Annotated in this window: 16 protein-coding genes, 1 tRNA gene and 1 riboswitch; of the genes, 6 read left to right on the forward strand and 11 right to left on the reverse strand. The window is 36.2% G+C overall.

Annotation, left to right across the window (positions count from 1 at the left end):
- Positions 1-207: 207 nt before the first annotated feature.
- The 9 genes from IGL28_RS06985 to IGL28_RS07025 all read right to left on the reverse strand — a co-directional run bounded on the left by IGL28_RS06985 (position 208) and on the right by IGL28_RS07025 (position 11,493).
- A complete protein-coding gene (locus tag IGL28_RS06985; protein ID WP_081204082.1) occupies positions 208-5,370 on the reverse strand; it encodes an LPXTG cell wall anchor domain-containing protein in 5,163 nt (1,720 codons plus the stop codon).
- 487 nt (positions 5,371-5,857) lie between these two features.
- On the reverse strand, positions 5,858-6,658 hold the full coding sequence (locus IGL28_RS06990) for an Asp23/Gls24 family envelope stress response protein (RefSeq protein ID WP_081127541.1): 801 nt from the start codon (positions 6,656-6,658) through the stop codon (positions 5,858-5,860).
- 14 nt (positions 6,659-6,672) lie between these two features.
- The gene (locus tag IGL28_RS06995; protein ID WP_010719084.1) at positions 6,673-6,855 is read right to left on the reverse strand and encodes a DUF2273 domain-containing protein; all 183 of its coding nucleotides are present in this window, start codon (positions 6,853-6,855) and stop codon (positions 6,673-6,675) included.
- A gap of 12 nt (positions 6,856-6,867) precedes the next feature.
- Positions 6,868-7,437 carry an alkaline shock response membrane anchor protein AmaP gene (amaP, locus tag IGL28_RS07000; RefSeq protein WP_438843928.1) on the reverse strand — a complete coding sequence of 190 codons (570 nt, stop codon included), beginning with the start codon at positions 7,435-7,437 and terminating at the stop codon, positions 6,868-6,870.
- A gap of 18 nt (positions 7,438-7,455) precedes the next feature.
- Positions 7,456-8,349 carry an SDR family oxidoreductase gene (locus IGL28_RS07005; protein WP_010719082.1) on the reverse strand — a complete coding sequence of 298 codons (894 nt, stop codon included), beginning with the start codon at positions 8,347-8,349 and terminating at the stop codon, positions 7,456-7,458.
- A 29-nt stretch (positions 8,350-8,378) separates the two neighbouring features.
- Positions 8,379-9,317, reverse strand: a complete 939-nt coding sequence (locus IGL28_RS07010) for a magnesium transporter CorA family protein (RefSeq protein ID WP_010719081.1) — start codon at positions 9,315-9,317, stop codon at positions 8,379-8,381.
- Between the two features lie 27 nt (positions 9,318-9,344).
- Positions 9,345-9,695: an iron-sulfur cluster biosynthesis family protein gene (locus tag IGL28_RS07015; RefSeq protein ID WP_010719080.1), complete on the reverse strand. Its 351-nt coding sequence runs from the start codon at positions 9,693-9,695 to the stop codon at positions 9,345-9,347.
- Between the two features lie 45 nt (positions 9,696-9,740).
- Complete coding sequence (locus tag IGL28_RS07020; protein WP_034698121.1) at positions 9,741-10,643, reverse strand: glycosyltransferase family 8 protein; 903 nt, start codon at positions 10,641-10,643, stop codon at positions 9,741-9,743.
- The gene (locus tag IGL28_RS07025; protein WP_010719078.1) at positions 10,636-11,493 is read right to left on the reverse strand and encodes a glycosyltransferase family 8 protein; all 858 of its coding nucleotides are present in this window, start codon (positions 11,491-11,493) and stop codon (positions 10,636-10,638) included. Before IGL28_RS07025 ends, IGL28_RS07020 begins: the two co-directional genes overlap by 8 nt.
- Before the next feature lie 320 nt (positions 11,494-11,813).
- Here IGL28_RS07025 and IGL28_RS07030 point away from each other — a divergent pair, with 320 nt between their 5' ends.
- A complete protein-coding gene (locus IGL28_RS07030) occupies positions 11,814-12,623 on the forward strand; it encodes a Cof-type HAD-IIB family hydrolase (RefSeq protein WP_010737655.1) in 810 nt (269 codons plus the stop codon).
- A gap of 21 nt (positions 12,624-12,644) precedes the next feature.
- Complete coding sequence (locus IGL28_RS07035) at positions 12,645-13,136, forward strand: isochorismatase family protein (protein ID WP_010719076.1); 492 nt, start codon at positions 12,645-12,647, stop codon at positions 13,134-13,136.
- 317 nt (positions 13,137-13,453) lie between these two features.
- On the opposite strand, the gene IGL28_RS07040 is transcribed toward IGL28_RS07035, so the two are convergent.
- A tRNA-Ile gene (locus IGL28_RS07040) sits at positions 13,454-13,527 on the reverse strand.
- A gap of 406 nt (positions 13,528-13,933) precedes the next feature.
- On the opposite strand from IGL28_RS07040, the gene IGL28_RS07045 reads away from it, so the two are divergent.
- Genes IGL28_RS07045 through IGL28_RS07055 form a run of 3 tightly spaced genes read left to right on the forward strand, consistent with a single transcriptional unit; the run spans position 13,934 to position 14,890 of the window.
- Complete coding sequence (locus IGL28_RS07045) at positions 13,934-14,188, forward strand: hypothetical protein (RefSeq protein WP_010719075.1); 255 nt, start codon at positions 13,934-13,936, stop codon at positions 14,186-14,188.
- A 37-nt stretch (positions 14,189-14,225) separates the two neighbouring features.
- Positions 14,226-14,471 (forward strand): helix-turn-helix domain-containing protein, encoded by a 246-nt coding sequence (locus IGL28_RS07050; RefSeq protein ID WP_081127540.1) that lies wholly within the window; start codon positions 14,226-14,228, stop codon positions 14,469-14,471.
- A 32-nt stretch (positions 14,472-14,503) separates the two neighbouring features.
- On the forward strand, positions 14,504-14,890 hold the full coding sequence (locus IGL28_RS07055) for a TIGR02328 family protein (RefSeq protein WP_081127538.1): 387 nt from the start codon (positions 14,504-14,506) through the stop codon (positions 14,888-14,890).
- A 276-nt stretch (positions 14,891-15,166) separates the two neighbouring features.
- Here IGL28_RS07055 and IGL28_RS07060 read toward each other — a convergent pair whose 3' ends face one another.
- Positions 15,167-15,367, reverse strand: a complete 201-nt coding sequence (locus IGL28_RS07060; protein ID WP_010719072.1) for a cold-shock protein — start codon at positions 15,365-15,367, stop codon at positions 15,167-15,169.
- A gap of 345 nt (positions 15,368-15,712) precedes the next feature.
- On the opposite strand from IGL28_RS07060, the gene IGL28_RS07065 reads away from it, so the two are divergent.
- Complete coding sequence (locus tag IGL28_RS07065) at positions 15,713-15,862, forward strand: hypothetical protein (protein ID WP_010719071.1); 150 nt, start codon at positions 15,713-15,715, stop codon at positions 15,860-15,862.
- Positions 15,863-16,668: 806 nt separating this feature from the next.
- Positions 16,669-16,837: riboswitch (M-box (ykoK) riboswitch) on the reverse strand.
- Positions 16,838-17,110 lie beyond the last annotated feature (273 nt).

Consider the following 17,110-nt stretch of genomic DNA (forward strand, 5'->3'; position numbering starts at 1 on the left):
GAAAAGCTATTTTCCAAAGCTTACTAAAGAATTCTATTCGGATATTGATAGACGATGGATGTTATCCTCATGTTTGCATAGAGGATGACATGGGCTTTATTTGTGCAAATGGTAAGTCAGACAACTCAGTGACAAAGAGCTAAAAAACACTCATTAGAAGCTTTTACCGCAACTAATGAGTGTTTTATTTATTTCAACGAGATTATACTACTTTTTTGGTTCTTCTTTTGGTTTTTTCTTTTTCCAAAGCAGAAACATTCCTACCAAACTAATTAGCGCGGTACCTAAAAGTGGGAACATTGCATTTTTGGTTTCATTGGTTTTTGGTAAGTTACCACCGTTTGCTTCTTCTGTTCCTTCACCTTCCACGTTGGTCTCTTCTTCTGTATTTCCTTCGCCTGAACTTTCTCCTAACGCTCCTGGTGTTCCTTCTTTCACCACCTCATAAGTCGCTTCAGTTTCAGTAGAAAATCCACCGTAAGAGCGGTCAACTTTGACCACTAATTTAGCGACACGATTTCCTAAACTTGAAGTATCGATTTCAGTTTCAGGATCCAATTTCACGGTATACGCGTTTTTCGGTACTTCTTTCCCGTTGACTTTTACTTCTTTCAAGAGATCTTTAAGATCCACTTGTTTGGTATTAATGATTATTTTTGCTTCTGCCGGTGTCACGGTAAAGTCCCCAGTCGGTTCAAAGCCGTATGCGGTCACATTATAATACGCATAATTGGAACCATAGGTATAATTTTGCTCCGTTTCTTCTGCCATCAAGACATTCCCGCTTGGATCCGTATGATACACTTTGATTTGATCCCCTGCAGAAACTTTTAATGGCTCCCCACTATTGAATCGTTCGATTGCTTGGGCAATCGTTTGTGTGCCTCGCACTTCGTATTTATATTTACTACTGTTGTTTGTAAAGACTTCGATCCCATAATACACATCTGCATCGTTGGCTTCAGTGACTCGACTAGCTAAGTTCGTTCCCTCTTTCCCTTGCAATGCCTGGAGTTTCAATTGTTTTTTGTCTTTTGTTAAGCCGAAAGTACCGACGGTTTCACCTTTTTTATTTTTGAGCTGGATCGTACTTCCCCATTTGACTTCGTAAGGTACTTCCACATCCGTAGAAGTGACACCATCTGCGGTAGATAATTTCACCGTTAACATCTTCGCTCCAGTAGTATTCGTATCAAATTCAGAAACTTGTTCGACATCATATAATGTCGTATCTAATTTTTGACCATTGAAAGTGACATTCTTAATCAAATCCATTCCATCAATATCACTAGCATCTTCGCCTAATGTCAATTCTTGCGAAACTGTTTCAGCTTTCATCTCAGTGATCGGTTCAAATTCTTGATTGGCTACTTGATAATAGGCATAATTTGAACCCGCTGTATAATTTTTCGTCAAGTCATCTCGCATCAATAAATTATTCTTCGCCTCTGCATGATAAACTTTTACGATGTCCCCTTCTTCAATTGACAACGGCTGTCCATTATTAAACCCGTTGATAGCCTGACCCACAGTCATGTTTCCAGTCACATCATACTGGTATTTTATTTGTTCCGATAATCGAGTCGTCGGATCTAAGCCCATAATATTTTCAACGGTTACACCAGAACCTTCCTTCGGTTGATTTTCTGAACTTGCTACTACCTCGATCCGATAGTAAGTATCGCGACCAAAAACGTTATTCACGTGATTGGTTAAAACGGTGGAATCATCCCCTTTGCCAGCCTGGATCGTCCACTCTCCATCTTGTTCCACAATACTATAAGCGCCCACATTCTGGTCATCTAACCCTTTAAGCAAGAAGGTACTTCCCCAAACCACTTCGTAAGGAACATCCAGTTCGATATCTGCGGTCTCATCGGCTGTCGTCAGTTTTAATCTGACTTCCTTTTTACCCACAGTTGCGGTATCTAATTCAGAAAGTTTCTCCACTGTATAGTCTTCATTCGTAACGATTTCGCCATTGATCGATACTTGTGCTAACAACAGACTCAAGTCCGTCGTTTTCGTATTCTCTTTTAATGAAAATGCTTTGTTGGAGCCAACAGCTTCAATCACTGACATCGGTTCAAAACCATAGGAGGTTACTCGATAGTAGGCATATTGCGAGCCATAGGTATAATCTTCTTCCATTTCATCTACCATTAACACTGAACTACCTTCTGAACGTTGTGGATGATACATTTTAACGACATCACCAGCTTGGACATTTAACGTTTGTTTCGTCCCGAAATTGTCCATTACCTGTTGGAGAGAAGCACGTCCCGGTACCTCTTGTAGATAAACAGAACGACCATCTCGCAATACTTCAATAGAATAATAAAGTGAAGAATCGGTACTAATCGGCGCATTGAGATCGGTTTTTAATCCTTGGTTAAAGACTAATACACGATTCGTACTGGAAGTCCCAGAATGTAATGAAAAGGCTCCGGCTGATTGACCATTTTGAGCTTTCATCAAAATCGTATCGTTCCATTTAACTTCATAAGGAACCTCGATTTCTTTTGAAACGAGTCCATCTTTCGTATCAATACGTACTTTGATCGTTTGTGATCCCGCCACCGAAGTATCAAAATCACTCATTTGTTTGACTGTGTACTGATTACTTCCCACTGCCGTTCCATTGATCGTAATGCTATTAATTAACTTCGTACCATCAACGTTACTACTATCTTCACCTAAGATAAATTCTTGAGGCATCGAATCAGCCGCAACCGCTAAAATCGGTTCCAATCCATGGTCAGTGACTTCATAATACGCATAATTGGAACCAATCGTATAGTCCTTGACTAATTCATCTTTCATTAAAAGATTTTTCCCAACAGGATCGGCATGGTACACTTTGATCACGTCGCCTTTACTGACCGTCAACGGTTGCCCATTATTGAAGCCCTGGATCGATTCACGAATCGACTGATTGCCTGCCACTTCATAACGGAACTTGCTTGTAGCTCCTTGTAAAACTTCGATAGAATAATACGTATCACGCCCAAAATAATTATCCACCGGATCATTTAAGTTTGTGCCGTCCACTCCTTGAGAAGCTTGGATTTGCCATTGATTTTGATTCTTCAATAAACTAAACGCACCAACTGTCGCCTCTTTCAATCCTTTAATAACAAAAGTGTCTCCCCACTTCACTTGGTAAGAAATCTCAATGATTTCAGAAGCCAGTTTATCTTTTGTCGTGACTTTGACCCGCATATTTCGTTTACCGATCGTGCTAGTATCAAACTCATCAAGAGGTTCTACTGTATAAAATTCATTGTCCGCTACCCCACCGTTGATCCGCACATTTTTTACTAGTTCATTCAAATTCGTTTGCTTCACGTCTTCGCCTAAAACGAACGCTTTTTCCGCACTTTCTGCCGTCATGACAGGTGCTGGATCAAACCCATAAGGAGTCACACGGTAACGGGCGATTTCCGTACCATACGTAAAATCATTTTCTTTCTCTTTTATCATCACCACTGAAGCATTTGGCGTTTTGCTTGGATGTGTGATTTGGATGATATCATTCATTTGAACTGTTACTTCATTATTCGTATCTCCAAACGCATCCATGACTTCTTGTAACGTTGCTCGATTCGTCACGTCTTGGTTATAAATGGCGTTGCCATTACGTAAAATTTGTAAGTTATAATAAAGTTCAAAAGGTTCTTTAGCTGAGCCTACACTGACATTTAACGGGGACTCAATCCCCTGGCGAATCGACAGCTTGGCTGGGGCATCATTAGAATTGCCAACATCTAAAGCAAAAGCACCAGCGGAATGACCATCAACCGAACGCATCAAGATGGTATTGCCCCATAATACGTTGACTGTGGTGGTTCCTGTTCCTTTGATCATGACATTGGAAACAGGGTGTTTCGCTTGAACAGTGATTTTCACTTCATGTAAGCCTACTGATTGAAAATCAGTTTTAGAAGATTCATTCGCAACAAATTCTAGATCATCAATTGCTACAGGTTCTCCTAACATGATTGCCTCTTCAATATAATTTTTAAAGGTATTTGCTAACGTATCAGAAGATTCTACTAAAGTCATGGTACGATCTTCAATCGGTTTTAATTTTAATTGTATACCAGGATGAGGTAAAATTTTCATAGTCATTGATTTTGTTTCTTCACGACCATCAGCTGTTATCACTGTTGCTTGCCAATTATAGGTTCCTGATATGGACGTATTCGGGCTATTTTCCCATCGCAGAGTATACGCACCTTCCGTTGTTACTTCAAAATAATCTTTGACATCTGGGATAGCATCGTATTGATAGATCTCATCAGTAGCCTTTTTTACTGTCAATAATTCTTTTATTGTAATCGGGAAAGACACTTCTGTCGAACGACCGGTGTCGTCTTTCACCGCAATCTTAACATCTTGTTTCCCGACTTTACTTGTATCTGGTTTAGTAACCCATTCATAAGTTACTTTTCCGCGAGTATTTTCAGCAGTCACATACTCTTCTGGTTTAGGGATCGCTGATAGGTGTTCCCCTAATATATGGTCTCCTGGATTTACCGTTACTTTAATTTTACCGATAGCATTTTCTGCACTTGGTATAGTGATTTTATAAGTCTGCGGACTATAAAGATACTCATGAGCGCCATTTTTTTTCGAATAAGTAAAAACAAATTTATCAACATCAAAAATTTCCTCTTGTGGCACAGCTAATTTTAACCGAGTTAAAATAGCGTATACCTTATGATCGTACAACCTATAAGCTGCTGCATCAGGAGCAGATATCCGTAGGCTCCAATTCCCGCTCTTTGATATTGTGGTAGCAGTTGAATATATTCCCGGGATTCCTACCGAACCTGAATTCAATTGAGTTATCGAGGACAACGTAGCAATTTGAGTAGATCCAGACCATGGTTGCTGATTCCACCATGTATCATTAAAAAATTCTTGATCTGCCGTTCTTATAAAAATATCATAAAATGGAAATATTATCGTATCTCCAACTTCGTAGTTATCTTCTGAAACATCAATATTTTTATTTAGCATTTTGTTTACGAAATAATTAATATAACTTGCGACTTCTGTTCCATACTGCTTACTTTTAGCAGGTGATACTCTATCGGAAGTTTCATCATTCGCTATAGTAAAAGTAGGTGGTAAATCCAAATTTCTAATTTTTTTAGATTGACTCTGTTTCTTAGAATTAGTGTTATTTTCAGTTGTTTCTTTTTTACTCGTACTTGTTTTTTCATTCTTTTTTGAACTTTGCTTGACAGAACTACTTTCAACTGAGCTTAACATCGAAACAGCTTCAACAACTGTCCCGCTGGTTTGTCCAAGCGCTAGCGCTAATATTAATGTACTATGTAATAACTTTTTTCTGGTTTTCAATGTACTCCTCCTTTTAAGGCTATATCTTTAAATGGCAATAGAAAAGTAATGTCTGTTTTCTCATAAGAAAGACTCCTTTTTATGCCATACTTATGTTTGATTTCTTCCTTTGTTTCTGCCAATTTAGTAAAGTTAAAACGTTATGTTTCTTAAGTTTTTTTTCTTTTCTCCCAATTCGCCCCTTTTACGTTTATTTTTATGGAAAAACTTCAATAAAACCCTACTTCTTAAGTTTAATGGGAATCACAAGAATATGTAATGTCACTTTTTCACAATGGACAAACACTAAAAGACAGAAGATGTTTTTGTTATGTAAAACATTTTACTCACCATTAAAAAAGGAGCCTTAGCCAAAAATAGAAGAGACCGAGACAAAAACTTGTCTCGATCTCTTCTATTGACTCTATAAATAAACTAATTTTTAGTTGCTTTGCTTTCAACTACTTAGCGACTGAACGAACAGCTAATTCGTGCTTGAATCAGTTGATTATTGGTTATTTTCTTTTTGTTGCTCAATTGCGGATTTGGCTTTTTCCGTTTGTTCAGATGCAAATTCTCCTGTGGCTTTTGCCGCATTTGTCAATTTATCTTGAACTGTTTCACTGTTTGCTTCATATTCTTCTTTTGTCTTAATGTCGACAACATCGACATTGACTTCAATGACATCTAGATGTGTCATTTCATGAACTTCTTTGGCAATGATTTTTTTGATTTGTTGGTAAATTTCTTCGATGTCTTTGCCGTATTCAACAACGATCTTAAGATCAACAGCGACTTGTTTTTTCCCAACTTCCGTGTCAATACCGGCTGTTACATTATCAGTGTTGACTAATTTTTCTGCCACGTTAGAGAAGAAGCCACCATCAGCTGTTAATAATCCATCCACTTTTTCTAAAGAGATGCCTATGATTTTTTGAATGACTTTATCTTCATATGTCACATCACCATTCATAGATTCACCGTTTTCCGTTGTGTTTTTTGGATCTTTTGCTGGGGCTTCTGGCTTAGGTGGTGTATGACCTGGCATTGGAGGTTTTGGCTGATCTCCATGATGTTCTTTTGGATTACTAAAATTTTCATTTTTTCCTTGTTGTTCTGATTGTCCTTCGTTTTCTTTTTTATCATGAGCCACTTTGTTTTCAACGTTGGGTACAACCGGATCTGGATGTGCTGAAACGGGTGCTGTTTTATCTTTGGCATCATGAACACCATTTGCATTGTTCGGTGTCGTTGGATCTGGATGTGCAGATACTGGTTTGTTTTGGTTATTTGTTTTGTTGTTATCCATAATAGAATTTCCTCCTAAGATTTATGATCAAAAATTTTCGTTTGTTTTAAATACATTCCGACCGCCACGCCAATGATCGCCATAAGGATCAGCAACAAGGTTTTAAAGAATCCCACTGTAATCAATAGTACGGCGAGAATCAACCCAATTGCCCCGCAAATGATCGGAAGCTTATAAGCAGCAAAAAGTTCATTCATTTGTGCCCCTCCTTATTCCACACGAGCGTGTTCGTTTGTTTGATATTTATTGGTAGGTGCTTGGTAACCTGTATACTTCACCGACACTTTTACTTGCTCATCTGTGCCGAGTAACTGTTTCACTTCTTTTTCGATTTCATCCATCAATATTCTTGTTTTCCCGATCAATGAAGAAGTCCGTTTTAATTCACCTTTAACTGTAACTGCGATCTTATTTTTTGTGGCTTTGATATTAACCTTAGGCGAGTGAATGAATTCATCTTCATGTAAATGTGAACGAACCATACCTTCAATCGCTTTTTTGTCTAACGTTAATTCGCCGTCCCCTTTTTTCAATAAGAAGGTTCCGATCGTTTTCGGATAAAAAATGACGATCAATAATGCAATAATTAGTAGAATCGCTAAGCCGACTGCTACCCAAAAAATATATTGCTGCATATAGTAATTCGTTATTGTAAAGAAACGGAATCGTTCAAGCATCAATGGTAAAGGATAGACCGCACTGATCAAGACGACAAATAGTAGAATAGACAAAAGTAGCAGAGAATAAATGACACCAATTGTTTTAGTCCCTTTATTCATCCTGGCACCTCCCATTTTTTATAAGTTGATAGCTTCCCCACCAGTTACACCATAAATTTGTGCAGTAACGTAGCTCGCTTTATTTGAAGCTAAGAAAACGTAAACTGGAGCTAATTCTACTGGTTGGCCGGCACGTTCAAGCAAGCTTTGTTGGCCAAATTCAGGAATAGAATCTTCCGGTTGTCCTTCGTCTAACTGTAGTGGTGTCCAAATAGGACCAGGAGCTACTCCATTAACACGAATGCCTTTTGGTGCTAATTGTTTTGCTAAGCCAATTGTAAAGTTTGCAATAGCTGCTTTCGTGGAAGCGTAATCTAAAAGATGTTCACTTGGATTGAACGCTTGAACAGAAGTAGTGTTGATAATTGCCCCTCCTGCTGGAATATGCGGAACCGCCTCTTTAACAATCGCAAACATCGCTAAGATATTCACCATGAAGGTATCTTTCACTTGTTCTAATGGAATTTCTTCAATAGCCGGGCAAGAGATTTGTTGTCCCGCATTTAATACTAATGTATCTAAGCCACCTAATTCACTGACAACTTTTTCAACGATTTCTTTAGGCGCTGTTTCGTCTCTAAGATCATATGGTAGTAAGACAACTTTTCGTCCTGCTTTTTCAATATAGGAAGCTACTTGTTTGGCATCTTCTTCTTCGCCTGGGAAAAAGTGCAAGCCGATATCTGCCCCTTCTCTTGCAAAAGCAATAGCTGCCGCGCGCCCGATCCCTGAGTCTCCGCCAGTAATCAGAACACGGCGATTTTCTAGTTGATTTGATCCTTCATAAGATTCTTCTCCACAGTCAGGAACTGGTTGCATTTCTTTTTGTAATGCTGGTGTATCCTGGTCTTGTTTAGGAAATTCCTCAGTATGGTAAAGTTTACGTGGATCAATTAATTTTGGTTCTGTCATGTGTATCCTCCTCATCGTTTGGTACTTTTTTATTTTGTATAATCTTTTCGGTATAGATGGTAGCCTACAGCTCCTGCAACAACGATCGAGCCAAAGATAACTAATAAAAAGGCTAAGCCAGAGCTTTTACCAGGTAATCCGCCGGTATTCATTCCCCATATTCCTGCAATCAATGCTGGAACAGAGATCACTAGTGCCGCCGAATCAAGATATTTCATTAGATGATTCAAATGATTGTCCATCATTCCATTAAAAAGATCCCCAATACTTTCTAACAAGTCACGATAGATCAAAATCATTTTTTCTGTTTGTCTTTGTCTCAATTGGATGTCATAAAGTAGACGAGCATCAGCTAATTTCTCAACAAAATCTTCTGATTGCCATAAGGTATCTAAAGTCTCCTTTTGATCTCTCAACGTATGGTCAATATAAACAATGTCCCGTTCTAAATCCGCTTGCTTATATAGTTCTTCGTTTTCCGTCGTTTTACGCGCTTCTTGATCGAGGGAATCAATCCTCTTTTTCATTTCTGTTAGTTCTTTCACGTAATGGGTATAGATGTTCAAGACAGAATATGCAATAAGTGTTTCAAAAGAATTGATCTTATTCCCATGTTTTGCTAATACTCGATCAAAAAAGTCCGTTTTTTTATCGATACAACTAATCAATAACTCATCCGAATAAATAAACGAAATAGGCATTAACCGATTCTCGATTTTCTGCTCCTGGTTGGACAAATTCAGTAGCACTAAGGAAATCGGATGGTTCAAATTCGTCCCTACAAGCTCTTCGATTCTTGAAACTTCTTCTGGTAGAGAAGTTCCAACAAAGATATCTTTTGGTAAACGATACTTTTCAATCACCTGTTCGATTTCCTTAGTGTCACTACTGTCGATCACGAGCCAATTATAGTTGTTTTTGTCTGTCGTTATTACTTTCTCTTTTCCAATAAAGTAATAGTCCAGCATGATCAATCTCCCTTTCTACAAAGGATGTTAGCTAAAGAAACAGTTGCTTAATTTAATGTTACGATCCAAGACAACAATCTCATTTTCTAAAGAGAAACTGTTTAATTGGTGGTCATAGGCAAGATTCAAATGTCTACCTAAATAAGATTGCTCTAATTTAGATGTGTAGATTTCCAGAGTGGGATGTTCGATTTTATTGACGTATTTCCCAAATTCTACAAAGAAAGGAATAATCTGGAAAAAACTGCCTTTTGCACAAGCCCCTTTATCTCTTAAAAACGGATCTGAAGAATCAATCAATGCCAAAGCAATTTTTGAATCTTTTCCTACTTTTTTTGTCAATGCCTCCATCGCATGTTTTGTCATCGTGATTTCCATCATCATCATCTCCTTCAGATTATATATAAGTTACGACATTTTTCCTCAGCGGCTCACTTCTGTGTTACGATTGATTCTGGCATAAAGTGGATATTTAGGAAATTTTGCGACACAACGGAAAGCTGTCATGTTTGCATATTTATCGTAGTATTTTTTAGTTGGCCCTTCAAAATCTTTACTCCATGGTTTAACATGACCAGAGAAGTGGATGATCGATGGATCTTTACGTGTTTCTTCGTATTCCTTTTCTCCTTGTGGCGTTGGATGTTTTTTCGCTTTTGCCATGATATATCCTTGAGCATTCCATTTTGGATGTAATGGAATCCAACGATCATGTAAAATTGCATTTAACGCATCTTGATCGTGGAAACGTAATTTTTCAGGATTTTCTTCAATGAATGTTAGAACTTTTTTAGTAATGTCTTGTTCTAACCATTTTTCAACATTGATGAGCATCAATCCAGAATTAAAGTAGCGTGTTGATTTTGCTGGAATCTCCATTTTTTCTAATCGTTGGTGGAAACCAGCATCTTCTACGGCGGCCAAGATCGCACCATTAAATTCAAGATCCCATAATGGTGTAACATCTTTTACGGTAATCATGTCACAGTCCATATATAAAAGACGTTCGACATTTTTTCCTCTAAATAACTCAGGAATAGCAATACGATAGTAAGCAGTTTCCGGAATACGATCACTTGTTACTACATTTTCAAAGAATTTTTTGTTGATCTTCAAGAATTCAACCTCTGTATTCATACGAGAATTCTTAACAGAGAAACGTAATAATTGTTTGCTTTCATTATCAATGTTGTCATCAATGACATAAAATCGTACAAAAACTTTTGGATCACTATTTTCTAATACTGAAACGAACAGCGCCGCTAGATGAGGCACAAATTTGGTATTACAACTTGATACGATTGCGATTTCTTTTCTTCTATTCATTTACCTCTCCCACTTTCTTTAAAACGCTATGCGCTAATTTTTTTAAATAGACATTTGTATATGGATGATCTTTTAACGTATTCCATGGTTTGTCATGCCCTGTGAAATGAACGATCGACGGCGATTCATTTCCTGCTTTGTATAATTTTTCATACGCAGCATCTGGAGCAGGATGACGTTCAAAGATCAAAGAAGTCTGCATATTCCATTTTGGTTCTAATTGCTCCCAGTCTTCATAAAGAACTGCATTTAAAGCATCTTGATCATGGTAAATAATTCGATCGCCATTTTCTTTTAAATAATTGATTGTTTTTTCAGTAATCATTTTTTCATTCCAACGATCAATGTCGATAACCATCACACCGGAATTAAAATAATAAGCATCTGATTCAATTCCTAACCGTTTCAAAGCTTTCGTTTGACCTGGATCGATGACAGCTCCAATCGTTTTACCATTTAATGGTTGATCATATAAATGAACGATGTCATCCAGTACTAAAATATCTGAATCTAAATAAAGCACTTTTTTATAGTCGTATTTAGCTAAGATCTTAGGTAAAGATATTCTTAAGTATGCTGTAGTAGTAATATGGTCACTTACTAGGAAATCTTCGTAGACATCTTTATCAACTGTTAAAAATTGAATCGTTGCATTGTCTGAATGTTTTTTAACCGTTTGTCTAAGTCCTTCTTTGCTATATTCAGAAATACCGTCGTCAATGACATAAAAATAAATGTGTCTTGTTTTAGTGGAGTTTTCCAGTACAGTGGCAATCATCACGCTTAAGTAAGGAGCGTAATTTTCATCTGAAGCAGTTACTACCGGAACGATACCTTGTTTCATCTCCATTAAAATCACTCCTTTTTCTAATCTTTTTCTAACCTTTTCTATATCCAGAATATGCCTCAATAAACTTTAAAGCAAAAGATATGCTTCATTTTCATTGAATAATTCATAAAAATAAACATTTTTTATCGAATTGAAAACGTTAACTTAATCGTTTTTCTGCCTATTTATTCAATTATAGGATTTGAAATACTACCTATATATGTCTAATGAAAACTAAGAATATTTTTTGAAAAAATTCAAAAACACAAAGCATTTTATTTTTATTTTAGGAAATTCTCATTTAACCTTAGAGTAAGCAATAGATAAAGGGAGCGAATAATATGAAATTAGCAGCAATTGATTTAGATGGTACTTTACTCGATCGGAATGGAAAGATACCAAAAGAAAACATCGAGGCACTTCAAAACTTTGATCGACATGGTGGGATCGTCACGATTGCGACTGGTAGAAATAGCATCTCTGCTAAAGATGTATTTGAAGAACTTGGGATCGGCGGCTATTTGATTTCATCTAATGGTTCTTTCGTGGCAAAGATGATGAAAGGCGAGATCCTTCACGTATTGAAACGTTCTAAAATTGAGCTTGCTACCCTTAAACGGGCCTTTTTCTTAGCACAAGAGGCAAAAATATCAATTATTGCTAGTCGAGAAACTCAAGATGATCAATTAACCTTTGATGAGTCAAATTTGGTGAAAGATGATCCCTACTACCAACATTTCAATTTACAAAATCAGACATTTGCTGAAATCACCAAGTTATTAGAAGATCCATCTGTCAGCTATTTAAAATTGGCATTAACAGATAAAGATGAATCAAAATTGCAAAAACTGCAACAAGATTTAAAAAGTGAAGGGATTGATTCCGTCTTTTCAGACCCCCATTTTTTGGAAATCACACCTAAAAATGTAACAAAGGCTCACTCATTAATCTTTTTAGCTGAGACCTTGGAAATCGATCCTCATGAGATCGTTGCCTTTGGTGATCAGGAAAATGATATTGCGATGCTAAAAGTCAGTGGAACAAGTATTGCGATGGGAAATGCACAGAAACAGGTAAAAAATATTGCGGATGAAGTAACCAAAACAAATGAAGAAGCTGGTGTAGCGTATATTATCAACAATTATTATTAAGGTTTAAGGAGGGAGACAAAATTGTTAGTAATCGTCGATATGCAAAATCATATTCTAGATCCTGAGAGTAAATATTATGTTCAGCACGCAGATAAGTTAATCAAACAAATCCACTCACGTTTAGAAGCTGCACGTAAAAAAAACGAATATATTCTTTTTACCAGAGATATACCAGTCGAGCGAAAAGAGCAGGATGAAGAAGGCGAAGATTTGCAAATCATTCCTACACTTGCTCCTAAAGAAAATGAAAAAGTCGTCAAGAAATACTACTTCACGATGCCACCGGAAAGCTTACTTGAGATTAAACAAGAAGCTTTTGACCAAGATGAAAAAGAAAAACACATTGAAGTCGTTGGTACAGAAACGAATCTCTGTGTCTTATCGAATACCATTGCTTTACAAAGCGTATTTCCAGAAGCTGATTTTTTAGTGGATACAGCTTTTGTTTCTGAAAACAAGCATGGCGATCAAGCGCTAAAACTACTCAAAGATTTTAATGTTGAGTTGAAGTAACCGAAAATAAAACGCCCACAAAATTTAACTTTGTGGGCGTTTTATTTCGTTATTTACTAAAGGCTTTTCTTTGTTCGTACTATCTATTTCCTAAAATTTGTATTGATCGTTCCCTCACTTTGTGGAAAGTAACGGTTAGGATTTTTTTACTACTAAACTTCCTATAGCGTTTATAAAAAATATCAAATGAGGTTCCCCATCTCCAATAAACAATAGTTGAAACGTCAGTTATTAGTCATTTCTAAAAGCATGCAACTTTTCAAAATAAAAAAACAACGATTATCTAATCATTGTTTAAAGAAACGAGCGCTTTAATATGTACCCTGTAGGACTCGAACCTACGACCGGACGGTTATGAGCCGTCAGCTCTAACCAACTGAGCTAAGGGTACAGTAAAAATTTTAAGATATAAAAATAACTTATATCTACTATAGCATGAATAAAAATCCGAAACAAGCTTATTTAATAAAAATCCAAAAGCATCCCATTAAATAACAAATATTTTATTTGGATCAGACGATTTCCAGCTCTTCCCTCCCTCTTCACCACAAATGCACTATCACTTGGTATATGAATTGCTTGAATCATTTGTTTTTTCAAACACGTAGCATATTATTTGTTCTGTTACTCGGAACGTGCTATCTTGTATTTGGGTTGTTTTTTTATTCTTATGATTATTTAAGTCGTAATCACTTTTCGAAGTGTTTTCCACCTCTTAGTATAAGTGGTTGTTCGTTGTTAACCTACGACTGAAAATCAATGATTATTTAAATACGAAATCTATAGGAGTTAGTACTATGATAACATTGAGTCGACTTATTTTTTTTATTCCTACCTTAATTCTTATCCCTATTATTTGTTACTTAATCAACTGGAACAAGGAACGCCTAATTTTAGCGTTTTTTACGTTACCAGCAATCTTTTTTTCATATAAAATCTTAAATTATCAGTATTTTGAACCAGATCAATTATTCGTAGCAGAACTGATTGGTTTGATTCTAGCTTTGTTATTACCAATTGCTTATTTGGTTTATTTAAATAGAAAGCATTGATCGATGAATTTATTTGAATGACAAAAGGAGCGAATTTATGAGTATTGAAGAAGCGATTTTATTAGATACACTACGCTGTCGGCTGGATTATCTCCGAAAAAAAAAGAATTTAACCGTTAAGGAAGTGACTGAACAAACCTCACTCCCGTTGGAAACTTATCTACAATTAGAGCAGGGAAAACGTTGTCCGAGCGCTATCGATCTAATTTTTATTGCGGATTTTTATCATGTATCTGTTGACTATTTGATCGGACGATCAGAAAAACCAGACCGCGTAAATTAAACCATCTAATCTAAATGAAAGAGAGTGAGTAAATGCGCTTATGGCATGAAGAATTAATCCCTTTGCTTCCTAGAAAACAATTATTAGGTCAACATAGAGAATGTTGTGCATTAAGAGGTAATGGTTGGGGAAGAAAGCATGCAACAGTTGATTATGTCTTCCAACATTCCCCTTACAAGCTTTATCAGTATCACCATCTTATTCTTACTGAAATGAAAAAGCGCCATTATCTTCCTTCTCCAGAATGGTCTGTCCCGGAGTACCGTGGGAAAGCCTGTGATCCTTATACTTATCTTTCTCCTCAAAAACAAACTTCACCTATTTATCCTGAGCATGACGAGGACTACCTGATGATCTGTTTAACAAACCTTAAACAAAAAGGAATTGATTTAATCCATATAAAAGCTGCGGATTCTTAAAAGTTCATCAGATTTTCCTCATTTATTGATCCAAATAAACGTAATGAATATGAGAGTATGAACCTTTTCTCACTCTCATATTCATTATATTAGCATTCATTTAAACTGTCTGACTGACACATTCATTCGTCGATCACGATTCTTCGCTATTGAATAGGGAGAGGTCCGTATCCCTTCCTCAATAGTCTTCACTTGAGCGGCAGAGCAGCATTTTTCTTTACTAAGAAAAAACAAAAAAACTACTCTAATGAAAGAGTAGTTTTTATTATGACAGTATTAACCTTTTACGATGTTTACTGCTTGAGGGCCACGTTGACCGTCTTCAATATCAAAAGTCACTGCTTGACCTTCGTCTAATGTTTTGAAACCGTCACCTTGGATAGCTGAGAAATGTGCAAAAACATCATTTCCATCTTCAGCAGTGATAAATCCAAAACCTTTGTCTGCGTTAAACCATTTTACTGTACCGTTATTCATATATATTTCCTCCTAATACGTATCAACGTACGATTTTATTGCAATAAATTATTGATAGGCAAAAGGAGTCATAAACTAAAATAGTTAGCTCAAATTACGTTTCAAAATAGATTACTTACTTAATATAGCATAGATAAATGAGAAACACAAGAATAAACCTCTACTTTTTTTATAGTTTTTTAATTAAAGCGAATAGGCTATTTCTATCCTGTTTATCTTATCTTCTATATAAAGTTAAACAATCCTTAATTAGCAAAGTTTTCTTCTTTATGCTATAATAATAAATGGAATTTCGTTATCAACGTTTCGTTGCCTTTCGCAAGAATTTAAGAAAGGAGAATGATTATGACATTCTATAACAAAGACTTACAATATCGTGTAACTCTAAATACTGATTTGAATCTATTTGTGGTATTTGATAAAACAAATGAAAATCGAGTAGCCACTGGAGTGACGATTGAACAAGCAGTGCAAGAATTGAAAAAATCCGCATAGGAGTGAAAACCCCAAATGAACGATTACAGTTCTAGTTCACTTTAAAAGCACCTATTCATTCAATGGTAGGTGCTTTTTTGTCGTCTATTTACCTCACTTTATTCAGTTCTCTCCTTAACTTATTCCGCCATTAATGAGTATACAATTAAAAATTGGACAAGGTAATACAAAACTCTTTGTCGGTTATATACTACGTGCTATTATCTAAATTATGCAAAGGCTGTATAAGGATGGGTCATATGATTACGATGAGTAAATTACTGTTTTGGATCCCTTTTATTGGTATTATTCTTTTTTTGTCTCTTTATACAAAATGGAACAAATATGACATACTAATGCTTCTCTCCTCTTTTCCGTCTATCTATTTTATGATCCAAATTTTAGAATATTCCTATAGTCAACCTGTTCAATTATTCGATTTCTATCTTAAAGGACTCGCTTTTTCCACCATCTTCTATTCCATTCTTGTTTTCATTATTATCAAAAAGAAGAAATAGCTCACTTGTTTTAATGACAAGAATATTATTTTTCACTTTTTAAAATCTGTAACTACTGGCATTCTAACAGAGAAAACTATGCAAGGTGTCCAGCGATATTCAATCGATGTAATAAAAATAATCTTACAGCCTAAAAAACTAACCTAAACAAAATTAGTAAAAAAATTTTTGGAACGCCTGCTGCAAAATAACAAATAAACGGTGCTCCAGCATCAGTTCTTCAGACAGGATAAATGTTGAACGTCTACCAACGTTTCATTTTTTTATCCTGTCTGAAGAACTGATTGATGCTTTTGCTACCGTTTTCGTTTGACTTACGTCACGTTTGAGCTTTGGCACTATGCAACGTAAAGTTTGCACTTAGCTACCTTAAGAAAAGCCTTGCTATCGACAATCCCTGTTCTACCCATTGGCGTCTCTCGACATTTTTGGGCAGTAGCTTATGTTTACATAGAAGCCTCACCTAACTATTTGAAGATATTTAAATGAAAATCATCAACGACACTAAAAGTCCAAAAAAGCCGACTACCGGAATCATTCCCCAAGTTACAAAGGTTTTATCCTTAGCAAGCTTAGAGTACCTCTGGTCATTATCCATTTCATTCACCTCATCTTTCTATTCTTAATAAACCATATTAATGATTTTTTGTCAAAATTTCATTCGTGAATCCTAGAATGCGTATTTGGACAATCCCCTGCTAATCTATTTCTCCATCAAATTGCGTCAATGCTCCATCACATGGAATAACTG

Source organism: Enterococcus sp. AZ077, from assembly GCF_051714965.1.
GTDB lineage: Bacteria > Bacillota > Bacilli > Lactobacillales > Enterococcaceae > Enterococcus_B > Enterococcus_B hirae.

What these genes read in the sequence shown, in the direction of transcription:
- IGL28_RS06990 (WP_081127541.1), bottom strand. Translation starts at nt 6,658, where the DNA reads ATGGATAACAACAAAACAAATAACCAAAACAAACCAGTATCTGCACAT.
- IGL28_RS07015 (WP_010719080.1), bottom strand. Translation starts at nt 9,695, where the DNA reads ATGGAAATCACGATGACAAAACATGCGATGGAGGCATTGACAAAAAAA.
- IGL28_RS07055 (WP_081127538.1), top strand. Translation starts at nt 14,504, where the DNA reads ATGCGCTTATGGCATGAAGAATTAATCCCTTTGCTTCCTAGAAAACAA.
- IGL28_RS07060 (WP_010719072.1), bottom strand. Translation starts at nt 15,367, where the DNA reads ATGAATAACGGTACAGTAAAATGGTTTAACGCAGACAAAGGTTTTGGA.
- IGL28_RS07030 (WP_010737655.1), top strand. Translation starts at nt 11,814, where the DNA reads ATGAAATTAGCAGCAATTGATTTAGATGGTACTTTACTCGATCGGAAT.
- IGL28_RS06995 (WP_010719084.1), bottom strand. Translation starts at nt 6,855, where the DNA reads ATGAATGAACTTTTTGCTGCTTATAAGCTTCCGATCATTTGCGGGGCA.
- IGL28_RS07010 (WP_010719081.1), bottom strand. Translation starts at nt 9,317, where the DNA reads ATGCTGGACTATTACTTTATTGGAAAAGAGAAAGTAATAACGACAGAC.
- IGL28_RS07025 (WP_010719078.1), bottom strand. Translation starts at nt 11,493, where the DNA reads ATGGAGATGAAACAAGGTATCGTTCCGGTAGTAACTGCTTCAGATGAA.
- amaP (WP_438843928.1), bottom strand. Translation starts at nt 7,437, where the DNA reads ATGAATAAAGGGACTAAAACAATTGGTGTCATTTATTCTCTGCTACTT.
- IGL28_RS07050 (WP_081127540.1), top strand. Translation starts at nt 14,226, where the DNA reads ATGAGTATTGAAGAAGCGATTTTATTAGATACACTACGCTGTCGGCTG.
- IGL28_RS07045 (WP_010719075.1), top strand. Translation starts at nt 13,934, where the DNA reads ATGATAACATTGAGTCGACTTATTTTTTTTATTCCTACCTTAATTCTT.
- IGL28_RS07005 (WP_010719082.1), bottom strand. Translation starts at nt 8,349, where the DNA reads ATGACAGAACCAAAATTAATTGATCCACGTAAACTTTACCATACTGAG.
- IGL28_RS07065 (WP_010719071.1), top strand. Translation starts at nt 15,713, where the DNA reads ATGACATTCTATAACAAAGACTTACAATATCGTGTAACTCTAAATACT.
- IGL28_RS07020 (WP_034698121.1), bottom strand. Translation starts at nt 10,643, where the DNA reads ATGAATAGAAGAAAAGAAATCGCAATCGTATCAAGTTGTAATACCAAA.